Below are 18,946 nucleotides of genomic sequence, written 5' to 3' on the forward strand. Positions count from 1 at the left end.
GAAAGAGGAAGTGAGCGACCCCTGGTGCCACCGACCCCAGGAAGGAGGGGCCGAGAAGAAGTCCGCCTACGATCTCACCAGTCACTCGCGGCTGGCGCAAGAGAATGGCAACACGTCCCATGATGTGAGACACGGCCAGGACGGCGGAAACGCCCAGGAAGAAGTGTCCGACCGTATCCAGAATGGATGATTCCGCTCCGGTTGGGCTTTTCTCGACAACAGGCCCCGCCACCTGGAGTGATACGGCGATCACCACGAGCGCCGGCGCCAGGATCGTGAGCGCGATCGCGGTCCGAGTCCGCCGCCGAGGTCCTGCTTGTCCGGATTCGAGTAGTCGGATTTTCGCCAAGTCTCCCCCTTGGAAGCTGAGTTGGGCTCAGGGGCTGCGACTCGGATCACACTGACATCCCGTCAGGATCACGCCGCCCCCGGCGTCCGCCGCCTACTCGGAGTGAGCAGTGGGACGCAAGCTGCGAGCGAGTCAACCCCGAAAATTGCTCACTAGTCCATCAGGTGTGACGGATGTCACATGATCTTGACGATCTTGACCGTGGCGTGTCAGCGTCGATAGCGGCCCACCAGCCACCGGGGATTGCGTCTCGTAATGCGAGACGTGAATTGAGGTACAACAGAACAGAAATGGGGGGTTCAAATGGATCGATCTGTTTCCATCGAGGCTGAAATCGGCCTTTTGGCGATGTTCCGGGAAATGGCCTCCACCCATGCGGGGCGCACGGCACTGTCCGCCGAGGGCAGGCGCTACACGTACCGCGAGCTCGACGCCTGGTCGGACCGCATCGGACAGCTGCTCAAGGGCCGTGGTGTACGGCAGGGCGACCGGGTCGCCCTGCGGATGCTTCCCGGTGCCGAGGCGATCGCCGCCATGATCGGCGTCCTGAAGGCGGGGGCGGCCTACGTTCCGCTGGACGTCCGGCACCCGTCGGCCAGAAGGAGCTTCATCCTCACCGACAGCGAGTCGACCGTGCTGATCGGCGACCCGGGCGAGGGGCACGACACCGCGAGCGTCGCGGTGATCGCCGAGTCGGAGATCACCGCACTGGCCGAGGGCCCGACCGGCGAGCCGTTGACGGTCGTCGACGACGCCTCCGCCGAGGCGTACGTGATCTACACGTCGGGCACCACCGGTACCCCCAAGGGCGTCCCGGTCCAACACCGCCACGCGGGAGCGCTGTTCACCGCTGCCAGGGCGGCCTTCGAGTTCGACGAGCGGGACCGCTGGCTCCTCTTCCACTCCCTCGCCTTCGACTTCTCGGTCTGGGAGATCTGGGGCGCGCTCACCACGGGCGCGGAGCTGGTGGTGCTGCCGCACTGGGCCGCACGCTCGCCCGAGAAGTACCTCCAGGTCATCGTGGACGCGGGCGTCACGGTGCTCAGCCAGACGCCCACGGCCTTCACCGCGCTCGCCGCCGCGGCACTGCGCTCGGACCACGACCTGGCGGGCCTGCGCTACGTCGTCTTCGGCGGCGAGAAGCTGGTGCCCGCGACGCTCCACCCGTGGGCGAAGCGGTACGGTCTGGAGCAACCCCGCCTGGTCAACGGCTACGGGATCACCGAGACCACGGTCTTCACCACCTTCCACGAGGTCGGGACGGACGACCTGGCCTCGAACCGCTCCGTCATCGGTACCGCCCTGCCGGGCTTCCGGCTCCGGGTGGTCGACGAGAACGGCCGGGACGTCGAGGACGGAGAGGCCGGCGAGCTGTGGCTGGCCGGCCCGCAGGTCACCGACGGGTACCTCAAGCGTCCCGACCTGACCGCGGACAAGTACCCGCTGGTCACGGAGCAGGACACCGGCGAGGCGGTCCGCTACTACCGCTCCGGCGACCTGGTGACCCGGCTGCCCGACGGTGCGCTGGCGTACATCGGCCGCGCCGACCTCCAGGTGAAGCTCCGCGGCTACCGCATCGAACTCAGCGACATCGAGGCCGTGGTCCGCACCCATCCGGGGGTGCTCGACGCGGTGGTCCAGGTACGGGAGTTCAAGGCCGGCGACGACCGGCTGGTCTGCGCCTTCGTCGCCCGCGACGAGGACGGAGCCCCTGACGCCGCGGACCTGCGCCGACACGTCAGGGACCAACTGCCCGCCTACATGCAGCCGGCCCGCTACCTGCGGCTGCCGGAACTGCCGAGCACGGTCAACGGGAAAGTCGACCGGGCCGCTGTCGCCCGGTCATGGAACGAAACGGCTGTCAACGCATGACTGAACTGACACACGGCGGAGAGCAACTGGCTGAGGCTCAGGCGCTGATCCTGGCATGGGCCGAGGAGCTCCTCGAGGAGCCGGTCACCACCGAGGACAACTTCCTCGACCTGGGCGGCCACTCGGCCCTCGCACTCGAACTGGGCAACCGGATCAACGAGCGCTTCGGCGTCGAGCTGGACATCGAGGTGCTCTTCGAGGACAGCCTCGGCAAGGTCGCCGCCAGCGTCCTCCACCCCACCAACACCCCCGTACAGAGCGGATGACACTGATGACGACTTCCGAGCAGACGACGTTCACCCTGACCGCGGCCGAGCTGGAGCAGTTCGAGCGGGACGGCTTCCTCGGCCCCATCAAGATCTACGAGGTCGAGGAGATGGAGGAGCGCTGGAAGACCATCCAGCGCGAGCTGCGCGACCGCTCCCACGCCATCTACCCGGTGGGTGAGGGCAAGGCGAGCAGCATCTCCAACTACGACCGGCACCTGGACATCGACCTGCTGTCCGAGCACATCCTCAAGGGCGAGATCGTCGACCGGGTCGCCTCGATCCTCGGCCCGAACCTCCTGTGCTGGCGCAGCGAGTTCTTCCCCAAGTACCAGGGCGACGAGGGCACCGACTGGCACCAGGCCGCGACCTTCGCGCACGCCAGCGGCAGCCCTCAGATCCTCTGGCCCTCCGAGAACGGCCTGCCGGCCTTCGGCGGGACCATCACCGTGTGGACCGCCTTCACGCACTCCACCAAGGAGAACGGCTGCCTGCAGCTGATGCCCGGCACGCACAAGTTCATGAACTACGACGAGTCGAAGGGCATGGAGTACGAGGCCGAGGCGTTCAACGCCCGCGAGAAGGACGGCATCAAGCGCGGCTTCTTCGGCTACGACTACCGGCAGCTGCAGAAGGACCCCGACTGGAGCCCGGACGAGTCCCAGGCGTTCCCCCTGGTGATGAAGCCGGGCGAGTGCGTGATCTTCTGGTCCACGCTCATGCACGCCTCGCTGCCGCACACCGGCACCAAGAAGGACTACCGCATGGGCTACGCGGCCCGCTTCGTACCCACCCAGGTCCAGGTCTACCCGGGCACCGAAGAGGTGAGCGAGTACGGCGGCGGCATCGTGCTCGACAAGTACGGCACGGTCCTGGTCTCCGGTGAGGACACCTACGGCCACAACCGGGTGGCGAAGGAGAGCCAGCGCGGCTTCCAGTTCGTACCGCGCCAGCAGGCCTGACCCCGGATCCCTGCGGCGGAGGCGGCCCCCGGGCCGCCTCCGCCGGCTCGCTCGCTCGCCGGGCCTTCCACGGCCCGGCCCGGCCGACTGGAGATCGATGTCCACGCACCCCCTCCCCCTCCTGATGCTCCATCACGCGGGCGGATCCGCAAGCTACTTCGACGTGCTGGCCAAGGCCCTGCCGCCGGAGATCCGGCCCGTCGCGGTGGATCTGCCGGGGCGAGGCCGTCGGTGGCGGGAGGCGCCCGCCACCACGATGAACGAAGCCGTCGACGCGTTGCTGGACGGTGTCGCCGAGCTCGACGCCCCGTTCGCCGTCTTCGGGCACAGCCTGGGGGCCTACGTCGGCCTGTCACTGGCGGCCCGGTTGGAGGAGACCGGCGCCGCGAACCGGTGCGTCACCCTGTTCGCCTCCGCGAACTCCGGCCCGCGGGGGGCGGTCCTGCCCTTCGACGGCTCGCCCCTGACGACCAGTGACGAGGAGATCTTCCGCATCGCGGCGGAGTCCGGCGGCGGAGTCCCCCGGACGATCCTCGACCACCCGCAGCTCCGGCGCCGGACCGCCGATCTGCTCCGTGCGGACTTCTCGATCTCCGAGTCCTTCCTGGCCAAGGACCGGCAGACCGTCACCGAGGCGGACATCGTGGTCTGCTACGGCGCCGACGACATCTTCACGGCCGACCAGCTCGACCTGTGGCGTCTCAACACCACGCAGTCCTCGCAGATCCACCTCTTCCCCGGCGGTCACTTCTACGTCGAGGAGAACGCCACCGCCCTGGCCGAGCTCATCGCGCGGCGATTGCTCGCTCCGGTGGCGTGAGCGGGGACGAGCTCGGCCGGCTGCTGGTCTCGTTGGCGCACCGGGCCGGGCTGGCGAGCGGCTTCGCGATCGGAGTACGGCGGATCGCCGACCTCGACGTACCGGAGCGGGTCCCGGAACTCGAGCGGGGATTCCGCGTCTCCGAGCGCCGGCGCCGGGAGTTCACGGCCGGCCGGGCAGCGGCCGCCGAGGGCCTCGCCCGGCTGGGCGGGCCACGGCGGACCGTGGCCAGATCGGCCCGCGGGGTGCCGGTCTGGCCGTCGGGGTCGGTCGGCAGCATCTCCCACACGAAGGCCTGGGCCGTCGCGCTCGTCGCCGACTCCGCCTTCGCCCGCCGTTGCGGGGTGGACATCGAGGAGGCGGCCGCGGCGGATACGTCGGCTCAGCGGCTCTGCGCCCGGGAGGCGGCGTACAAGACGCTCTCACCCGGCACCGGACTGCCCTTCCGTCCCGACGACTGGCCGCTCCTGGAGGCCGGCCCGGCCACCGACAGCTGGACCGTCGGAGTCCCCGGGCCCTTTCGAACAGGTGACCCCGCTCTGGACGTGGTCACCGGCTGGGTCTCGGGCGTCCACGCGGCGCTGACCGTGACCCTCCGTCCGGATCCCGGCCCCCCGCTGAAGCACGAAGACGGCCTCCACAAGGCCTGACCCACCCCGAAGGGGCGCCCGGAGCACACCAGCTCCGAGCGCCCCTTCGGCGTTCGCGCGAGGAGCTGATGCCGGGGGCGCGAGGCGGTGATGCCAGGGGCGCGAGGCGGTGATGCCAGGGGCGCGAGGAACTGCGCGAGGCGGAAGGCCCCTCACGTGCAACCGACCCACTGCCGGCCAGGTGCAGGTGCTGCCGTTCCCCTTCGCGCAGTTCCTCGCGCCCCCGGCATCACCAGGTACGTCCTCGCGCCCCGGAGAACGCGAGGGGGCCCCCGTGGTGACGGTTCGTCACTACGGGGGCGCCCTCGTGGGTGGTGCTGTTTAGTTGTCGCCGTCCTCGTCGATGAGGAAGCCGCGCATCGGGGCCGGAGCCTGCTGCATCGGCTGCGGCGGCTGCGGGCGGACCGCGGCCATCGGCTGGGTCATCCCGGCGGGAGCCATCTGCGCGGCGCCGGTGGGGGCACCGGTCGGCTGACCGCCGAAGGAGGGCTGGCCGTTGCCGCCGAAGGAGTTCTGACCGCCGAAGGACGGCTGGGCGCCGCCGCCGAAGGAGTTCTGACCGCCGAAGGACGGCTGGCTGCTCATCGCGGAGGAGCCGGCCGGCGGAAGCGAGGCGGTGGCCGGGATCCGCGGCGGGGCCAGCGAGTCGTCCGCCTGCGACTCCAGCTGGCGCAGCTGGGTCTCCAGGTAGGACTTCAGGCGGGTGCGGTACTCGCGCTCGAAGGCGCGCAGGTCCTCGACCTTGCGCTCCAGGGTGGCGCGGGCGGACTCCAGGGAGCCCATCGCGACGCGGTGCTTCTCCTGCGCGTCCCGCTCCAGGGCGTCGGCCTTGGCGCGGGCGTCCCGCTCCAGGCCCTCGGCGCGGCTGCGGGCCTCGCCGACGATCTTGTTGGCCTCGGAGCGCGCCTCGGAGATCGCCTGGTCGGCGGTCTGCTGGGCGAGGGCGAGCACGCGGGCGGCGCTGTCGCCACCGGGCTGCTGCTGCGGCTGGGGCTGCATCGGACCGCCGAGCGGGCCGCCGAGCTGCTGCTGCATCGGACCGCCCATGGGCTGGAGCTGCTGCCCGCCCATGGTCTGGCCCATCTGCGGCTGACCCATCGGCTGGAGCATCTGGCCGCCCATCGGCTGGACCAGCTGCTGCTGGCCGCCCATGGTCTGGCCCATCTGCTGCGGCTGACCCATCTGCTGCATGGGCTGCATCTGCTGCGGCTGGCCCATCGGACCGCCCTGGCCGGCCGGCAGCTGCGGGGCGCCCGAGGGCAGGCCGAGCGGCTGGTGGCCCTGCTGCTGCGGGGGCTGCTGCATCTGCGGCTGGCCCGGCACCGGCGGGCCGGATATGGCGGCCGGGACGGGGGCGCCCTGCTGGCGTCCGTCCTGCGGCTGCTGCTCCTTGCGCATGTTCGCCTGGTTCTGCGCGGCGGCACGGGTCGCGGCGGCCAGCTTGGCACGCAGGTCCTCGTTCTCGCGGAGCAGGCGGGTCAGTTCGGCTTCGACCTCGTCGAGGAAGGCATCGACCTCGTCCTCGTCATAGCCTTCACGCAGGCGGACGGTCGTGAACTGCTTGTTCCGAACGTCCTCGGGGGTCAACGGCATCTCTTCACCTCAACGTGATCGTCGGCATCAGCGGCATCCTGTGGCAGCGCTCAAGACGGCAGAGTCAGCACGAGCGATCTCAGGACAAACACAATGATCATCAGTACGAAGAAGGACAGGTCGAGCGCCACGCCCCCGAAACGCAACGGCGGGATGAAACGCCGAAGAAGCTTGAGCGGCGGATCGGTGACAGTGTACGTGGCCTCCAGGACGACGACCATGGTCTTCCCGGGACGCCACGAGCGGGCGAACTGGAAGACCCAGTCCATCACCAGACGGAAGAGGAGGACGAGCAGGAAGGCGCTCAGTGCGTAGTAGAGCACTGCCCGCACGATCCCCATCGAGTCTCCCTCTCCCTGGTCCTTCTGTCCCGCTCTTAACGGACGGTCCGTCAGCCGCGTTCCACTGCCATCAGATCCACACATGAAGTCGTGGCCGGGTCAGCTCTGGTTGAAGAACCCACCCTCGGCGATCCGAGCCTTGTCCTCCGCCGTTACGTCGACGTTAGCAGGAGACAGCAGGAACACCTTCTGTGTCACTCGCTCGATACTGCCGTGCAGACCGAAGACGAGTCCAGCGGCGAAGTCTACGAGCCGCTTGGCGTCCGTGTCGTCCATCTCGGTCAGATTCATGATCACGGGGGTGCCGCCGCGGAACTGTTCCCCGATGGTACGGGCCTCGTTGTAGGTCCTGGGGTGCAGCGTGGTGATGCGGTAGGGCTCGCGTTCGTTGACGACCTTGGGCATGATCACCGGGCTGCTCTTCTCCAGGTTGTGGCGGCGTTCGGGTGTGATGGACGACACTGGCGCCATCCGCGGCGGCTCCTGCCGGATCGGCACCGCGGCCGGGACGGGCTGGGGCGCGATGTGCGCGACCGGCGCCGGGGCGGGCGCCGCGGGGGCGGGCCGGTCCAGGCCCTCGGTCCGTCCGGTCCGGATCGGCTCGGGGTCCGCGTCGTAGTCGTCGTCGGGGTCGTACCCCTGGCCGTCGTACGTCTCGTCCTCCACGAGGCCGAGGTAGACCGCCATCTTGCGCATCGCGCCGGCCATGCTCCCGTCTCCTCCGCTCGGTGGTGGATCGATCCGGCCTTCGCCTGCGGTCCCCGCGCGCGCCCGACACCCCGTCAGGGGGCTTGGGCGGGGGCGGACTTCCGTCGATCCACGGTTGCCAGCGCTGTAGGCAGCTGCTGGGTTCTGTCCTGTTTTGTCCTGCAGTCTGATCTACTTACCCGCTGACGTTACCGGAGCGTCGGGCGCACTCCGAGCACCGCCGTCCCGACACGCACGTGCGTCGCCCCGGCGGCCACCGCCTGCTCCAAGTCCCCGCTCATCCCTGCCGAGACCATCGTGGCAGCCGGGTGGCTCCCGCGTACGGCGCTTGCGATTTCCGCCAGCCGCTCGAAGGCCTTGGCCGGGTCGCCCGCCAGCGGCCCGGCCAGCGGAGCGACGGTCATCACACCGTCCAGGCGCAGCCCGGGCGTGTCGGCGATGGCACCGGCCAGCGCGAGCACCTCGTCGGGGGCGGCCCCGGCGCGGCCCTCGCCCTCGCCGCTCTCCTTGTCCAGGGCGACCTGGACCAGGCAACCGAGCGGCGGGCGTTCGGCGTTGCGCACCGCGGCGGCCAGCGACTCGACCAGCCGCGGGCGGTCGACGGAGTGCACGTGGTTGGCGTAGCGGACCACCGAGCGCACCTTGTTGGTCTGCAGCTGGCCCACGAAGTGCCAGTCCAGCGGCAGTTCACGGCAGGTCTCGGCCTTGGGGGCGGCGTCCTGGTCACGGTTCTCGGCGACGTCGGTGACGCCGAGCGCGGCCAACAGGGCGGTGTCCTCGGCGGGGTAGGTCTTGGTGACCACCACCAGCCGCACCTCCTCGCGGGCCCGCCCGGCGGCGGCGCAGGCGTCGGCGATCCGGCGCTCCACGACCTCCAGGTTGGTGCCGAGCTCCTCGTACCGGGCGCGCTGACGGTCGGTCAGCGCGGCCAGGAAGTCCGGGCCGCCCGGGAAGGGTCCGTACAGATCAGTCATGGTCGCCTCGGTGGGGTTCGCCGGGAGGAGCGATCAGATGATCGCACCCCGGACCGCACGATGCCCACCGTGTTCCCGCCCTGGGACGGGGACGCGGTGGGCATCGGCGCGTGGTCTGTTACTTGAGGAAGTCCGGCACGTCGAGCTCCTCGGCGGGGCTCTCCACGAAGGGCTGGCGGGCCGGCTGGACCTGCGGCGGCACCGGCGGGGCAGTGGTGGTCGCCGTCTCGGCCGGGGCCTCCTTCGGACGCTCCGTCACCGATCCGAGGCCGCCGCCGTAGGTGGCCGGCCGGGTGGTGGGGCGCTCCGGCGTGGTGGAGGCCGGGGTGGACTTCACCACCGGGTCGCGGACGATGGCCGGCGGCTGGCCGCCGTCGAAGCCGGCCGCGATCACGGTGACCCGGACCTCGTCGCCGAGGGCGTCGTCGATGACCGCACCGAAGATGATGTTGGCCTCGGGGTGGGCGGCCTCGCTGACCAGCTGGGCCGACTCGTTGATCTCGAACAGGCCGAGGTCGGAGCCGCCGGAGATGGAGAGCAGCACGCCGCGGGCGCCGTCGATGGACGCCTCCAGCAGCGGGGAGGAGATGGCCATCACCGCGGCGGCCTTGGCACGGTCCTCGCCGCGGGCCGAGCCGATGCCCATCAGGGCCGAACCGGCGTCGGACATGACCGACTTGACGTCGGCGAAGTCGAGGTTGATCAGGCCCGGGGTGGTGATCAGATCGGTGATGCCCTGGACGCCCGAGAGGAGCACCTGGTCGGCCGAGCGGAACGCGTCGAGCACCGAGACCTGGCGGTCCGAGATGGAGAGCAGCCGGTCGTTGGGGATGACGATCAGGGTGTCGACCTCTTCGCGCAGCTGCGCGATGCCGTCCTCGGCCTGGTTGGCCCGGCGGCGGCCCTCGAAGGTGAAGGGGCGGGTGACCACGCCGATGGTGAGCGCGCCGAGCGAGCGGGCGATGTTCGCCACCACGGGGGCGCCACCGGTGCCGGTGCCGCCGCCCTCGCCGGCCGTCACGAAGACCATGTCGGCCCCCTTGAGGACCTCCTCGATCTCCTCGCGGTGGTCCTCGGCGGCCTTGCGGCCGACCTCGGGGTTGGCCCCGGCGCCGAGGCCCCGGGTGAGTTCACGGCCCACGTCGAGCTTGACGTCGGCGTCGCTCATCAGGAGGGCCTGCGCATCGGTGTTGATCGCGATGAACTCGACGCCCTTGAGACCGACCTCGATCATCCGGTTGATGGCGTTGACACCACCGCCGCCGATACCGACGACCTTGATGACTGCGAGGTAGTTCTGCGGTGCTGCCACGTCGAAGGCCTCTCGCCTCGAGATTCCGGGTCGCCCGCACCGGTTGGCGCGGTCCGACGGATGTCGATGGGTGGGGAGCCCGAGTGATTCCTGACTGTATGTCCGAAATTCCGACCACCGACCCGAACCCTAAACTTGACCTTTAGGGTTGCAGCTGTGCCTGCGTCACATCACCGTGGGACACAGCCTGGTGACACAGGACACTATGGCGGCGAGCGGGCCGTGTTCAACGAACACGCCGAGCTTCCCGTTTTTCTTTTGAGCCTATGTGATCATCCATTGCCGGGTGAAACCGGGGTGACCACCAAGAGTCGGGCCGGAGCTGCTGCTCCGTCAACACCTCCTCCGGGAGGAGAACTTACCGGATCTTCCGGGCCCGACGGGCCGTCAACCCCCGATACCGGGCGCTTCCGGGGCACTCACGTCGTAGATCCGGGCCTTCCTGACCAGCAGCGCGGTGAGCACCTGCGCCTTGCGCGCGGTCCGCTCCGCGCTCCCCCAGCGCACCACGGCACCGTCGGCCGGCTGGAGTTGGATGTCGTCGAAGGACTGCACCTTCACGCTGCCGGCCTGCTTGCGGACCGCCTCCGGCAGGCCCGCCGCGACGGTGATCGCCGAGCGCAGCAGCTCCTCCCGGGGGAACACCGCCGCGGCGTCGTTCGCCTGCTGACTGAGCGCCAGCTCCACCACCGGCACCCCCTCGGGGGCGGCGTCCTCGGTGGCGAAGGTGAAGCCGGCCGCGTCGACCTGGCCGTACCTGCCCTCCGGGGTCCTGACGGCGGCCACCGCCCGGCGCTCGGTCACCTTGATCCGCAGGGTGTGCGGCCAGCCGCGCCAGACCTCGGCCTTGGCCACCCGGGGCAGCGCCTCCACCCGGCGTTCGGCCTCGTCCAGGTCGATCCTGGCCAGCGGCCCCTGCTCGCCGTCGCCGAGCGCCTCGCGCACCTGGTGGGCCGTCAGCTTGTCGCCCACCAGGCCCTGGACGGCGACCACCCGGACGTCCAGCACCGAGGAGAAGAACACCAGCCAGCCGAGCACGCCCAGGACCAGTGCCCCGAACGCGCTCAGCACCACGATCCCCCGCCGGGAGAGCCGGAGCCGGGGCGGGTACTCGCCGTCGGCCTCCTCGTCCTCCTCGACGGGGTCGAGGACCGGCGTCTCAGCCACGGCGGCCCCGCCGGGAGGCCTCGATCGCCTCGTACACCATCCCGACCAGCAGGTCGTCGGCGTCCCGGCGGCCGAACTCGGCGGCGGCCCGGCTCATCTCCCAGAGCTTCTGAGGGGCGGTCAGCACCGGGAGGACGTTCTGCAGCACCCACTCCGGGGTCAGCTCGGCGTCGTCCACCAGCAGGCCGCCGCCCGCCTTGACCATCGGCTGGGCGTTCAGCCGCTGCTCGCCGTTGCCGATCGGCAGCGGCACGAAGGCGGCGGGCAGGCCGACGGCGGCCAGCTCGGCCACGGTCATCGCGCCGGCCCGGCAGAGCATCAGGTCGGCGGCGGCGTAGGCGAGGTCCATCCGGTCCACGTAGGGGACGGCCCGGTACGGCGGCATCCCGGGGATGTCGTCGATCACCGGCAGCTCGTTCTTCGGTCCGACCGCGTGCAGCACCTGGACCCCGTACTGCTGGAGCCGGGGGGCGATGGTCTCGATGGTCTGGTTCAGCCGGCGGGCGCCCTGCGAACCGCCGGAGACCAGCAGGGTGGGCAGCCGCTGGTCGAGGCCGAAGTACGCCCGGGCCTCCGGGCGGACGGCGTTGCGGTCCAGGGTGGCGATGGTGCGGCGCAGCGGGATGCCGATGTACCGGGAGTCGCGCAGCTTGGAGTCCGGGGTGGAGACCGCGACGAAGTCGGAGTACCGGGCGCCGATCTTGTTGGCCAGACCCGGCCGGGCGTTGGCCTCGTGCACCACGATCGGGACCCCGGCGCGCTTGGCGGCGAGGTAGGCGGGCATCGCCACGTAGCCGCCGAAGCCGACCACCGCGTCGGCCTTCACCCGCTCGATGATCGCCTGGGCGGCCCGGACGGTGGAGCGCAGCCGGCCCGGGACGGTGATCAGCTCGGGGGTGGGCTTGCGCGGCAGCGGCACGGCCGGGATCAGCTCCAGCTGGTAGCCGCGTTCCGGCACCAGCCGGGTCTCCAGGCCGCGTTCGGTGCCCAGGGCGGTGATCCCGATGGACGGGTCGTGCCGGCGGAGGGCGTCCGCGAGGGCCATGGCCGGCTCGATGTGACCGGCGGTCCCGCCGCCTGCGAGTACGACATGCACCGAAATTCACCGCTCCCTGCGCTTCGGCCTCGCGGCCCCGCGCCCCGTGGTTCGTCCTGGCAGCACCCGGTTCAGGACCGACCTGAACCGGCTGTTCTTGCTCCGCGCGGCCAGCGCCGCCCTGGCCTCCGGCGAGCTGCGCGCGAAGCAGAGCAGCACCCCGACGGCGCACAGGGCCGACAGCATCGCAGACCCGCCGTAGGAGAACAGCGGGAGGGGCACGCCCGCGATGGGCAGCAGTCCCAGCGCCGACCCCAGGTTGACCATGGCCTGGGCCATGATCCAGGTGGTGACGGCTCCCGCGGCGTACCTGACGAAGGGGTCCTTCGTGCCGCTGGCCACTCGGATACCCGCGTAGCCTAGTGCCGCGAAGAGCCCGAGGACCGACAGCGTCCCCACCAGTCCGAGCTCCTCGCCGGTCGCGGCGAAGATGAAGTCGGTGTGGGCCTCCGGGAGTTGGCCCCACTTCTCGACCCCGGCGCCGATGCCGGAGCCGAACGGGCCGCCGGCCGCGAAGGCGTAGAGGCCGTGCAGGGCCTGGAAGCAGTTGACGTTCGGGTCCGGCTTGGTGACGCCGATGCAGGCCAGCCGGTCCATCCGGTGCGGCACGGTGATGACCAGGGCGGTGCAGGCCACCACGGCGATGCCGAGCACCGCGGCGAACAGCCGCAGCGGGGCACCGACCGTCCAGAGCAGGCCGAACAGCATGGCGATCAGGATCATCGTGGTGCCCATGTCGCCGCCGAGCATGATCAGCAGCATCAGCAGCAGGGTGCCGGGCACCAGCGGGACCAGCAGGTGCTTCCACTGGTCGAGCATGTGGGTCCTCTGCTTGCGGGCCAGCAGGTCGGCCGCCCACAGGGCGAGCGCGAGCTTGGCGAACTCGGAGGGCTGGAGCTGGAGCAGGCCGAGGTCCAGCCAGTTGCGGTTGCCGCCGACCTCCTTGCCGATGCCGGGGATCGCGACCAGCACCAGGGCGGCCGTCACCCCGAGCACCACCGGGTAGACCAGCATCCGCAGCAGCTTGACCGGCATCAGGGCGAACAGCACCAGGCCGACCAGGCCCATCAGCACCGCGATGAACTGCTTGCCCACGAAGAAGGTGGCCGGCAGGCCCCAGCGGACGGCCAGGATCTGCGAGGAGGAGAAGACCATGCTGAGCCCGAGCACCAGCAGCAGCAGGGCCGAACCGACGATCAGCAGGTACGGGGTGAGCGGACGGGAGAGCAGGTAGGCCACCCGGCCGCGGAACTGCCGCAGCCGGGTGACCGGGTCGGCCGCCTTGAAGGTGGCACTGCTGGCCGAGATGACCGGCGCCTGCCACGGGCCTCGCTCCGGGGCCTGACCCGCCATCACACCGCTCCCCCGTCTTGGTACTCGACTCGTTACAGCGCCCGGACCGCCTCGGCGAAGAGGTCGCCGCGCTCGCCGTAGTTGGTGAACATGTCCATCGAGGCACAGGCCGGGGCCAGCAGGACGGTGTCGCCCTCCCGGGCCAGTCCTGCGGCAACGCGGACCACCTCGGTCATCGCCACGGCGCCAGTCTGACCGGCCGCCGCCTCGATCACCGGGACATCCGGGGCGTGTCGGGCCAGGGCCTCCGCGATCAGCGCCCGGTCCTCGCCGATCAGCACCGCGGCCCGCAGCCGGCCCGCGGCGCCCCCCACCAGCTCGTCGAAGGTCGCCCCCTTGGCCAGCCCGCCGGCGATCCAGACCACCGGCTCGTAGGCGGCCAACGAGGCCGCCGCCGCATGGGTGTTGGTGGCCTTGGAGTCGTCCACGTAGGTGACCCCGCCGACCACCGCGACCTCGGCGATCCGGTGCGCGTCGGGGCGGAAGGCCCGCAGGCCGTCCCGGACGGCGGAGGTGTCCACCCCGTAGGCCCGGGCCAGCGCCGCCGCCGCCAGGGCGTTGGTGACGTTGTGCGGCGCGGGCGGGTGCACGTCGGAGACGGCGCCGATCTCGGCCGCGTTCTTGTGCCGGTCGGGCACGAAGGCGCGGTCCACCAGCAGGCCGTCCACCACGCCGAAGTCGGACGGGCCGGGCGAGCCGAGGCCGAAGCCGACGGCCCGGCAGCCCTCCTCGACGTCGGCCTCCTCGACCAGCGCGCGGGTGGCCGGGTCGGCCAGGTTGTAGACGCAGGCCACCCGGTTGCCCTGGTAGATCCGGCCCTTGTCGGCCGCGTAGGCCTCCATCGAGCCGTGCCAGTCCAGGTGGTCGGGGGCCAGGTTGAGCACCGCGGCCGAGTGCGGGCGCAGGCTGGGCGCCCAGTGCAGCTGGTAGCTGGAGAGCTCGACCGCGAGCACCTCGTACGGCTCCTCGGCCAGCACCGCGTCCAGCACCGAGACGCCGACGTTGCCGACCGCGGCGGTGCGCTTGCCGGCCGCCGTCAGGATCGAGGCGAGCATCTGCACCGTGGTGGTCTTGCCGTTGGTGCCGGTGACGGCCAGCCAGGGGGCCGGCTCGTCGGTGCCCGGCAGCGGCCTGCGCAGCCGCCAGGCCAGCTCGACGTCGCCCCAGACCTCCACCCCGGCCGCCTCGGCGGCCAGGAAGAGCGGGCTGTTCGGCGGCCAGCCGGGCGAGGTGACGACCAGTCGGGTCCCCTCGGGGAGGGTGGCACCGTCGCCGAGCCGCACCGCGATGCCCTCGCCGAGCTGCTCGGCGCGCACGCGCAGGCCCTCGCCGTCTCCGCCGTCCACCACGGTGACCTCGGCGCCGAGGTCGCGCAGCACCCGGGCGGCGGAGACGCCGGAGATGCCGAGGCCGGCCACGACGACGGGCAGGCCCTTGAAGTCGGGGTTGTGAGGGGTCGTCATCCGGTCACCCAGCCCGCGTAGAAGAGGCCGAGGCCGACCGCGACGCAGAGGCCCTGGATGATCCAGAACCGGACCACGATCAGCACCTCGCTCCACCCCTTGAGTTCGAAGTGGTGCTGGAGCGGGGCCATCTTGAAGACGCGCTTGCCGGTCATCCGGAAGGAGCCGACCTGGATGATCACCGACAGGGTGATGATCACGAACAGGCCGCCCAGCAGGGCCAGCAGCATCTCGGTGCGCGAGCAGATCGCCAGACCGGCCAGCGCGCCGCCCAGGGCCAGCGAGCCGGTGTCGCCCATGAAGATCTTGGCGGGCGAGGTGTTCCACCACAGGAAGCCGAAGCAGGAGCCCATCAGCGCGGAGGCGATGACGGCCAGGTCCAGCGGGTCGCGGACGTCGTAGCAGCTGCTGGTCGCGGTGGCCATCACCGCGCAGGTCTGGCCGTACTGCCAGACGCCGATGAAGACGTAGGCGCCGAAGACCATCACCGAGGCGCCGGTGGCCAGGCCGTCGAGGCCGTCGGTGAGGTTCACGCCGTTCGACATCGCGGCGATCATGAAGTACGCCCAGATCACGAACAGCACCGGGCCGATCGACCAGCTGAAGTCCTGGACGAAGGACAGGCTGGTGGAGGCCGGGGTCAGCCCGCGGTCGTCCTTGAACTGCAGCGCCAGGATGGCGAAGGTCAGGCCGACGAACGACTGGCCGAGCAGCTTGGCCTTGGCCCGCAGGCCCAGCGAGCGCTGCTTCACGACCTTGATGTAGTCGTCCAGGAAGCCGACCAGGCCGAGCCCGGCGGTCAGGAAGAGCACCAACAGCCCTGAGGCTGTGGGCCTCTCACCCGTTATCACCTTGGTCGCGGCGTACGCGATCAGGGTGGCCAGGATGAACGCGATGCCGCCCATGGTGGGCGTGCCGCGCTTGCTCAGGTGGGCCTGCGGGCCGTCGTCCCGGATCATCTGGCCGTAGCCGTGCCGGGCCAGCAGCCGGATCAGCGCCGGGGTGCCCAGCAGCGAGAGGACAAGGCCGATCAGGCCGGAGAACAGGATCTGCTTCACTGCGCGGCTCCATCGGCCAGCAGGGCCTCGGCGACCCGCTCCAGACCCACCGAACGGGAGGCCTTCACCAGGACCACGTCCCCGGGCCGCAGTTGACCCCGCAGCAGCTCCACCGCCGCGTCCGCGTCGGACACCAGCACCGACTCCTCACCCCACGAACCTTCGTTCCTCGCGCCCAGTTCCATACAGGCCGCGTCCCGTCCGCCGACCGCCACCAGCTTGGTGACGTCCAGTCGGACCGCGAGCCGCCCGATGGCGTCGTGCTCGTCGAGGCTGTCCTCGCCGAGCTCCCGCATCTCTCCGAGCACCGCGAAGGTACGGCGGCGCTCCGGGCCGCGTCCAGCCATGTTCGCCAGCGCCCGCAGCGCGGCCCGCATGGACTCGGGGTTCGCGTTGTAGGCGTCGTTGACCACGGTGACACCGTCGGCCCGTTCGACGACCTCCATGCGCCAGCGGGACAGCGCTTCCGCCTCGCCGAGGGCGGCGGCGGTGTCGTCGACGGACATCCCGAGCGCCACCGCCACCGCTGCGGCGGCGAGGGCGTTCGAAACGTGGTGCTCACCGTACAGCCGCAGGCTCACGGGTGCGGAACCGGCCGGGGTGCTCAACGTGAAGCGTGGCCGTCCGGCGTCGTCCAGGTGAACCCCGGTGGCCCGGACGTCGGCGTTCGGGCTCTCCCCGAAGTAGAGGACCTTCGCCTGCGTACGGGCCGCCATGGCCTTGACCAGCGGGTCGTCGGCGTTCAGGATCGCGGTGCCGTCGGCGGGCAGCGCCTCCACCAACTCGCCCTTGGCCTCGGCGATCCCGGCCTTGGAGCCGAACTCGCCCAGGTGCGCGGTGCCGATGTTCAGCACGGCGCCGACCACGGGCGGGGTGATGCCGCAGAGGTAGGCGATGTCGCCCTTGTGCCGGGCGCCCATCTCCATCACCAGGTGCTCGGTGGCCGGCTCGACCCGCAGCGCGGTCATCGGGTGGCCGATCTCGTTGTTCATCGAGCCGGGCGGGAAGACCGTCACGCCCTTGCGGGCCAGCACCTGGGCGATCAGGTCCTTGGTGGAGGTCTTGCCGGCCGAGCCGGTCAGCGCCACCACGGCGGCCGTGGAGCGGTCCACCACGGCCCGGGCCAGCTTGCCCAGCGCCGTCTGCACGTCGTCCACCAGCACGGTGGGGACGTCCAGCTGACGGGTCGCCAGCACGGCGACCGCCCCGGCCCCGACCACCTGCGCGGCGAAGTCGTGCCCGTCCACCCGCTCGCCGACGATGGCGACGAACAGGCTGCCCGGCGTGACCTTGCGGGAATCGTGCTCCACGGTCCCGGTCACCACGGCGGCCGGGTCCGCGTTGTGCAGGGTGCCGCCGACGGCCTCGGCCACCTCGGCGAGGGTCAGTGCGATCACAGGTGCTCAACTCCCTTGGAACCACGGTGCTCGATGGCCGTGCGCAGGACCTCGCGGTCGTCGAAGGGGCGGACCTCGCCCCGGACGTACTGGCCGAGTTCGTGGCCCTTGCCCGCGACCAGGACGGTGTCCCCCGCGTGCGCGTGGGCCACCGCGTCGGCGATCGCCTCGGCGCGGTCCGGGACCACCAGGACCTCGCCGCGCTCCGTCTCCGGCACCTCGGTGGCGCCGTTCAGCATGGTGGCGAGGATCGCCAGGGCGTCCTCGGAGCGCGGGTTGTCGCTGGTGAGCACCGCCGTGTCGGCGAGCCGGGCGGCGATCGCGCCCATCGGCCCGCGCTTGAACGGGTCCCGGTCGCCGCCGCAGCCGACCACCACGTGCAGGCGGCCCTTGGTGACCTCGCGCAGCGACTCCAGGACAGCCTGCAGGGCGTCCGGCTTGTGCGCGTAGTCCACCACCGCGACGAACGGCTGCCCGGCGTCCACCCGCTCCAGCCGCCCGGGCACCCCGGGGACGGCGGCCACACCGGCGACCGCCTCGGCCAGCGGCACCCCGGCGGTCACCAGCGCGGTGATCGCGCCGAGCGCGTTGGAGACGTTGAACGGGCCCGGCAGCGGCACGCTCGCCTCGGCCGACGCGCCGTCAGGACCGGTCACCGTGAAGGTGGAGCCCAGCGGGCCCAGCTGGACGTCCAGCGCCCGCCAGTCGGCCGCCGGGTCACCCTTGGCGGAGAAGGTGGTGACCGGGATCGGCGCCTCGGCGGCGATCCGCCGGCCGTACGCGTCGTCCTGGTTGGCCACCCCGAGGCGGGCCTTGTCGGCCTGGAACAGCTTGGCCTTGGCCCGGTAGTAGTCCTCCATGTCCGGGTGGAAGTCCAGGTGCTCCGGCGTCAGGTTGTTGAACAGCGCGACGTCGTAGACCACGCCGTCCACCCGGCCGTAGCTGAGCGCGTGGCTGGAGACCTCCATGACCACGGCCCCGGCACCCCGCTCGCCCATCACGGCGAGGATCGCGTGCAGGTCGGTGGACTCCGGGGTGGTGCGCTCGCTCTTGATCCGCTCGCTGCCGACCCGCATCTCCACCGTGCCGATGACGCCCGGGTTCAGGCCGGCCGCCTTGAGGCCGCCCTCCACCAGGTAGGCGGTGGTGGTCTTGCCGTTGGTGCCGGTCAGCCCGATCATCCGCAGGCCCTCGCTCGGGCGGCCGTACACGGCGGCGGCCAGCTCGCCCATCCGGGCCCGCGGGCTCTCCACCACCAGCAGCGGCGCCCCGCAGCCGGCCGCCTGCTCGGCGCCCTCACGGTCCGTCAGCACCGCCACCGCGCCCTGCCCGACCGCCTGGGCGGCGAACCGGGCCCCGTGGTGGTTGGCGCCGGGGAAGGCCACGTAGACGTCGCCGGGCCGGACGGCCCGGGAGTCGTGGGTGACGCCGGTGACCGCCGCGCCCTCGACGGCCGGCACCCCCAGCAGTCGGGCGGCCTCGGCCAGCGGCAGGGCGGCCACGGAGGTCGGTCGGGGCGGGCTCGCGGAGATTTGATCGGGTTTCGGCACGGCCGGAAGGCTATC

General features: G+C 71.3%; 17 protein-coding genes and 1 pseudogene. 5 read left to right on the plus strand and 13 right to left on the minus strand.

The window, feature by feature from the left end:
* Window positions 1-256 (minus strand): annotated as a pseudogene (locus ABD946_RS02795) (hypothetical protein); the annotation flags it as partial.
* Between the two features lie 453 nt (window positions 257-709).
* On the opposite strand from ABD946_RS02795, the gene ABD946_RS02800 reads away from it, so the two are divergent.
* The 5 genes from ABD946_RS02800 (at window position 710) to ABD946_RS02820 (ending at window position 4,919) form a co-directional block, all read left to right on the plus strand.
* The gene (locus ABD946_RS02800) at window positions 710-2,221 is read left to right on the plus strand and encodes an amino acid adenylation domain-containing protein (RefSeq protein WP_345279708.1); all 1,512 of its coding nucleotides are present in this window, start codon (window positions 710-712) and stop codon (window positions 2,219-2,221) included.
* A complete protein-coding gene (locus tag ABD946_RS02805; protein ID WP_345279710.1) occupies window positions 2,218-2,487 on the plus strand; it encodes an acyl carrier protein in 270 nt (89 codons plus the stop codon). Before ABD946_RS02800 ends, ABD946_RS02805 begins: the two co-directional genes overlap by 4 nt.
* Window positions 2,488-2,492: 5 nt before the next feature.
* Entirely contained in the window at window positions 2,493-3,449 is a 957-nt protein-coding gene (locus ABD946_RS02810) for a chlorinating enzyme (protein WP_345279712.1), read from the plus strand.
* Window positions 3,450-3,546: 97 nt separating this feature from the next.
* Complete coding sequence (locus tag ABD946_RS02815; RefSeq protein ID WP_345279714.1) at window positions 3,547-4,269, plus strand: thioesterase II family protein; 723 nt, start codon at window positions 3,547-3,549, stop codon at window positions 4,267-4,269.
* Entirely contained in the window at window positions 4,266-4,919 is a 654-nt protein-coding gene (locus tag ABD946_RS02820) for a hypothetical protein (RefSeq protein WP_345279716.1), read from the plus strand. Before ABD946_RS02815 ends, ABD946_RS02820 begins: the two co-directional genes overlap by 4 nt.
* 321 nt (window positions 4,920-5,240) lie before the next feature.
* Here ABD946_RS02820 and ABD946_RS02825 read toward each other — a convergent pair whose 3' ends face one another.
* The 12 genes from ABD946_RS02825 to ABD946_RS02880 all read right to left on the minus strand — a co-directional run bounded on the left by ABD946_RS02825 (window position 5,241) and on the right by ABD946_RS02880 (window position 18,931).
* Window positions 5,241-6,512, minus strand: coding sequence for a DivIVA domain-containing protein (locus ABD946_RS02825; RefSeq protein ID WP_345279718.1), 1,272 nt, complete (start codon window positions 6,510-6,512; stop codon window positions 5,241-5,243).
* 50 nt (window positions 6,513-6,562) lie between these two features.
* Window positions 6,563-6,853, minus strand: coding sequence for a YggT family protein (locus ABD946_RS02830; RefSeq protein ID WP_345279720.1), 291 nt, complete (start codon window positions 6,851-6,853; stop codon window positions 6,563-6,565).
* 99 nt (window positions 6,854-6,952) lie between these two features.
* Window positions 6,953-7,561 (minus strand): cell division protein SepF, encoded by a 609-nt coding sequence (locus ABD946_RS02835; RefSeq protein WP_345279722.1) that lies wholly within the window; start codon window positions 7,559-7,561, stop codon window positions 6,953-6,955.
* A 188-nt stretch (window positions 7,562-7,749) separates the two neighbouring features.
* Entirely contained in the window at window positions 7,750-8,535 is a 786-nt protein-coding gene (locus ABD946_RS02840) for a YggS family pyridoxal phosphate-dependent enzyme (RefSeq protein ID WP_380150213.1), read from the minus strand.
* A 118-nt stretch (window positions 8,536-8,653) separates the two neighbouring features.
* Window positions 8,654-9,847, minus strand: coding sequence for a cell division protein FtsZ (gene ftsZ / locus ABD946_RS02845; protein WP_345279723.1), 1,194 nt, complete (start codon window positions 9,845-9,847; stop codon window positions 8,654-8,656).
* A 387-nt stretch (window positions 9,848-10,234) separates the two neighbouring features.
* Window positions 10,235-11,014 carry a cell division protein FtsQ/DivIB gene (locus tag ABD946_RS02850; RefSeq protein WP_345279725.1) on the minus strand — a complete coding sequence of 260 codons (780 nt, stop codon included), beginning with the start codon at window positions 11,012-11,014 and terminating at the stop codon, window positions 10,235-10,237.
* Window positions 11,007-12,110, minus strand: a complete 1,104-nt coding sequence (gene murG, locus ABD946_RS02855) for an undecaprenyldiphospho-muramoylpentapeptide beta-N-acetylglucosaminyltransferase (protein WP_345279727.1) — start codon at window positions 12,108-12,110, stop codon at window positions 11,007-11,009. Before murG ends, ABD946_RS02850 begins: the two co-directional genes overlap by 8 nt.
* A 6-nt stretch (window positions 12,111-12,116) precedes the next feature.
* Window positions 12,117-13,463: a putative lipid II flippase FtsW gene (ftsW, locus tag ABD946_RS02860; protein ID WP_345279729.1), complete on the minus strand. Its 1,347-nt coding sequence runs from the start codon at window positions 13,461-13,463 to the stop codon at window positions 12,117-12,119.
* Window positions 13,464-13,495: 32 nt separating this feature from the next.
* Complete coding sequence (gene murD / locus ABD946_RS02865; protein ID WP_345279731.1) at window positions 13,496-14,926, minus strand: UDP-N-acetylmuramoyl-L-alanine--D-glutamate ligase; 1,431 nt, start codon at window positions 14,924-14,926, stop codon at window positions 13,496-13,498.
* A complete protein-coding gene (gene mraY, locus ABD946_RS02870) occupies window positions 14,923-15,984 on the minus strand; it encodes a phospho-N-acetylmuramoyl-pentapeptide-transferase (protein ID WP_345279733.1) in 1,062 nt (353 codons plus the stop codon). Before mraY ends, murD begins: the two co-directional genes overlap by 4 nt.
* Window positions 15,981-17,381: a UDP-N-acetylmuramoyl-tripeptide--D-alanyl-D-alanine ligase gene (locus ABD946_RS02875; protein WP_345279735.1), complete on the minus strand. Its 1,401-nt coding sequence runs from the start codon at window positions 17,379-17,381 to the stop codon at window positions 15,981-15,983. Before ABD946_RS02875 ends, mraY begins: the two co-directional genes overlap by 4 nt.
* Entirely contained in the window at window positions 17,378-18,931 is a 1,554-nt protein-coding gene (locus ABD946_RS02880; protein ID WP_345279737.1) for a UDP-N-acetylmuramoyl-L-alanyl-D-glutamate--2,6-diaminopimelate ligase, read from the minus strand. The genes ABD946_RS02875 and ABD946_RS02880 overlap by 4 nt, the downstream gene beginning before the upstream one ends.
* Window positions 18,932-18,946: the final 15 nt, after the last annotated feature.

Source organism: Kitasatospora albolonga, assembly GCF_039535905.1.
In the GTDB taxonomy this organism is placed as follows: Bacteria; Actinomycetota; Actinomycetes; order Streptomycetales; family Streptomycetaceae; genus Kitasatospora; species Kitasatospora albolonga.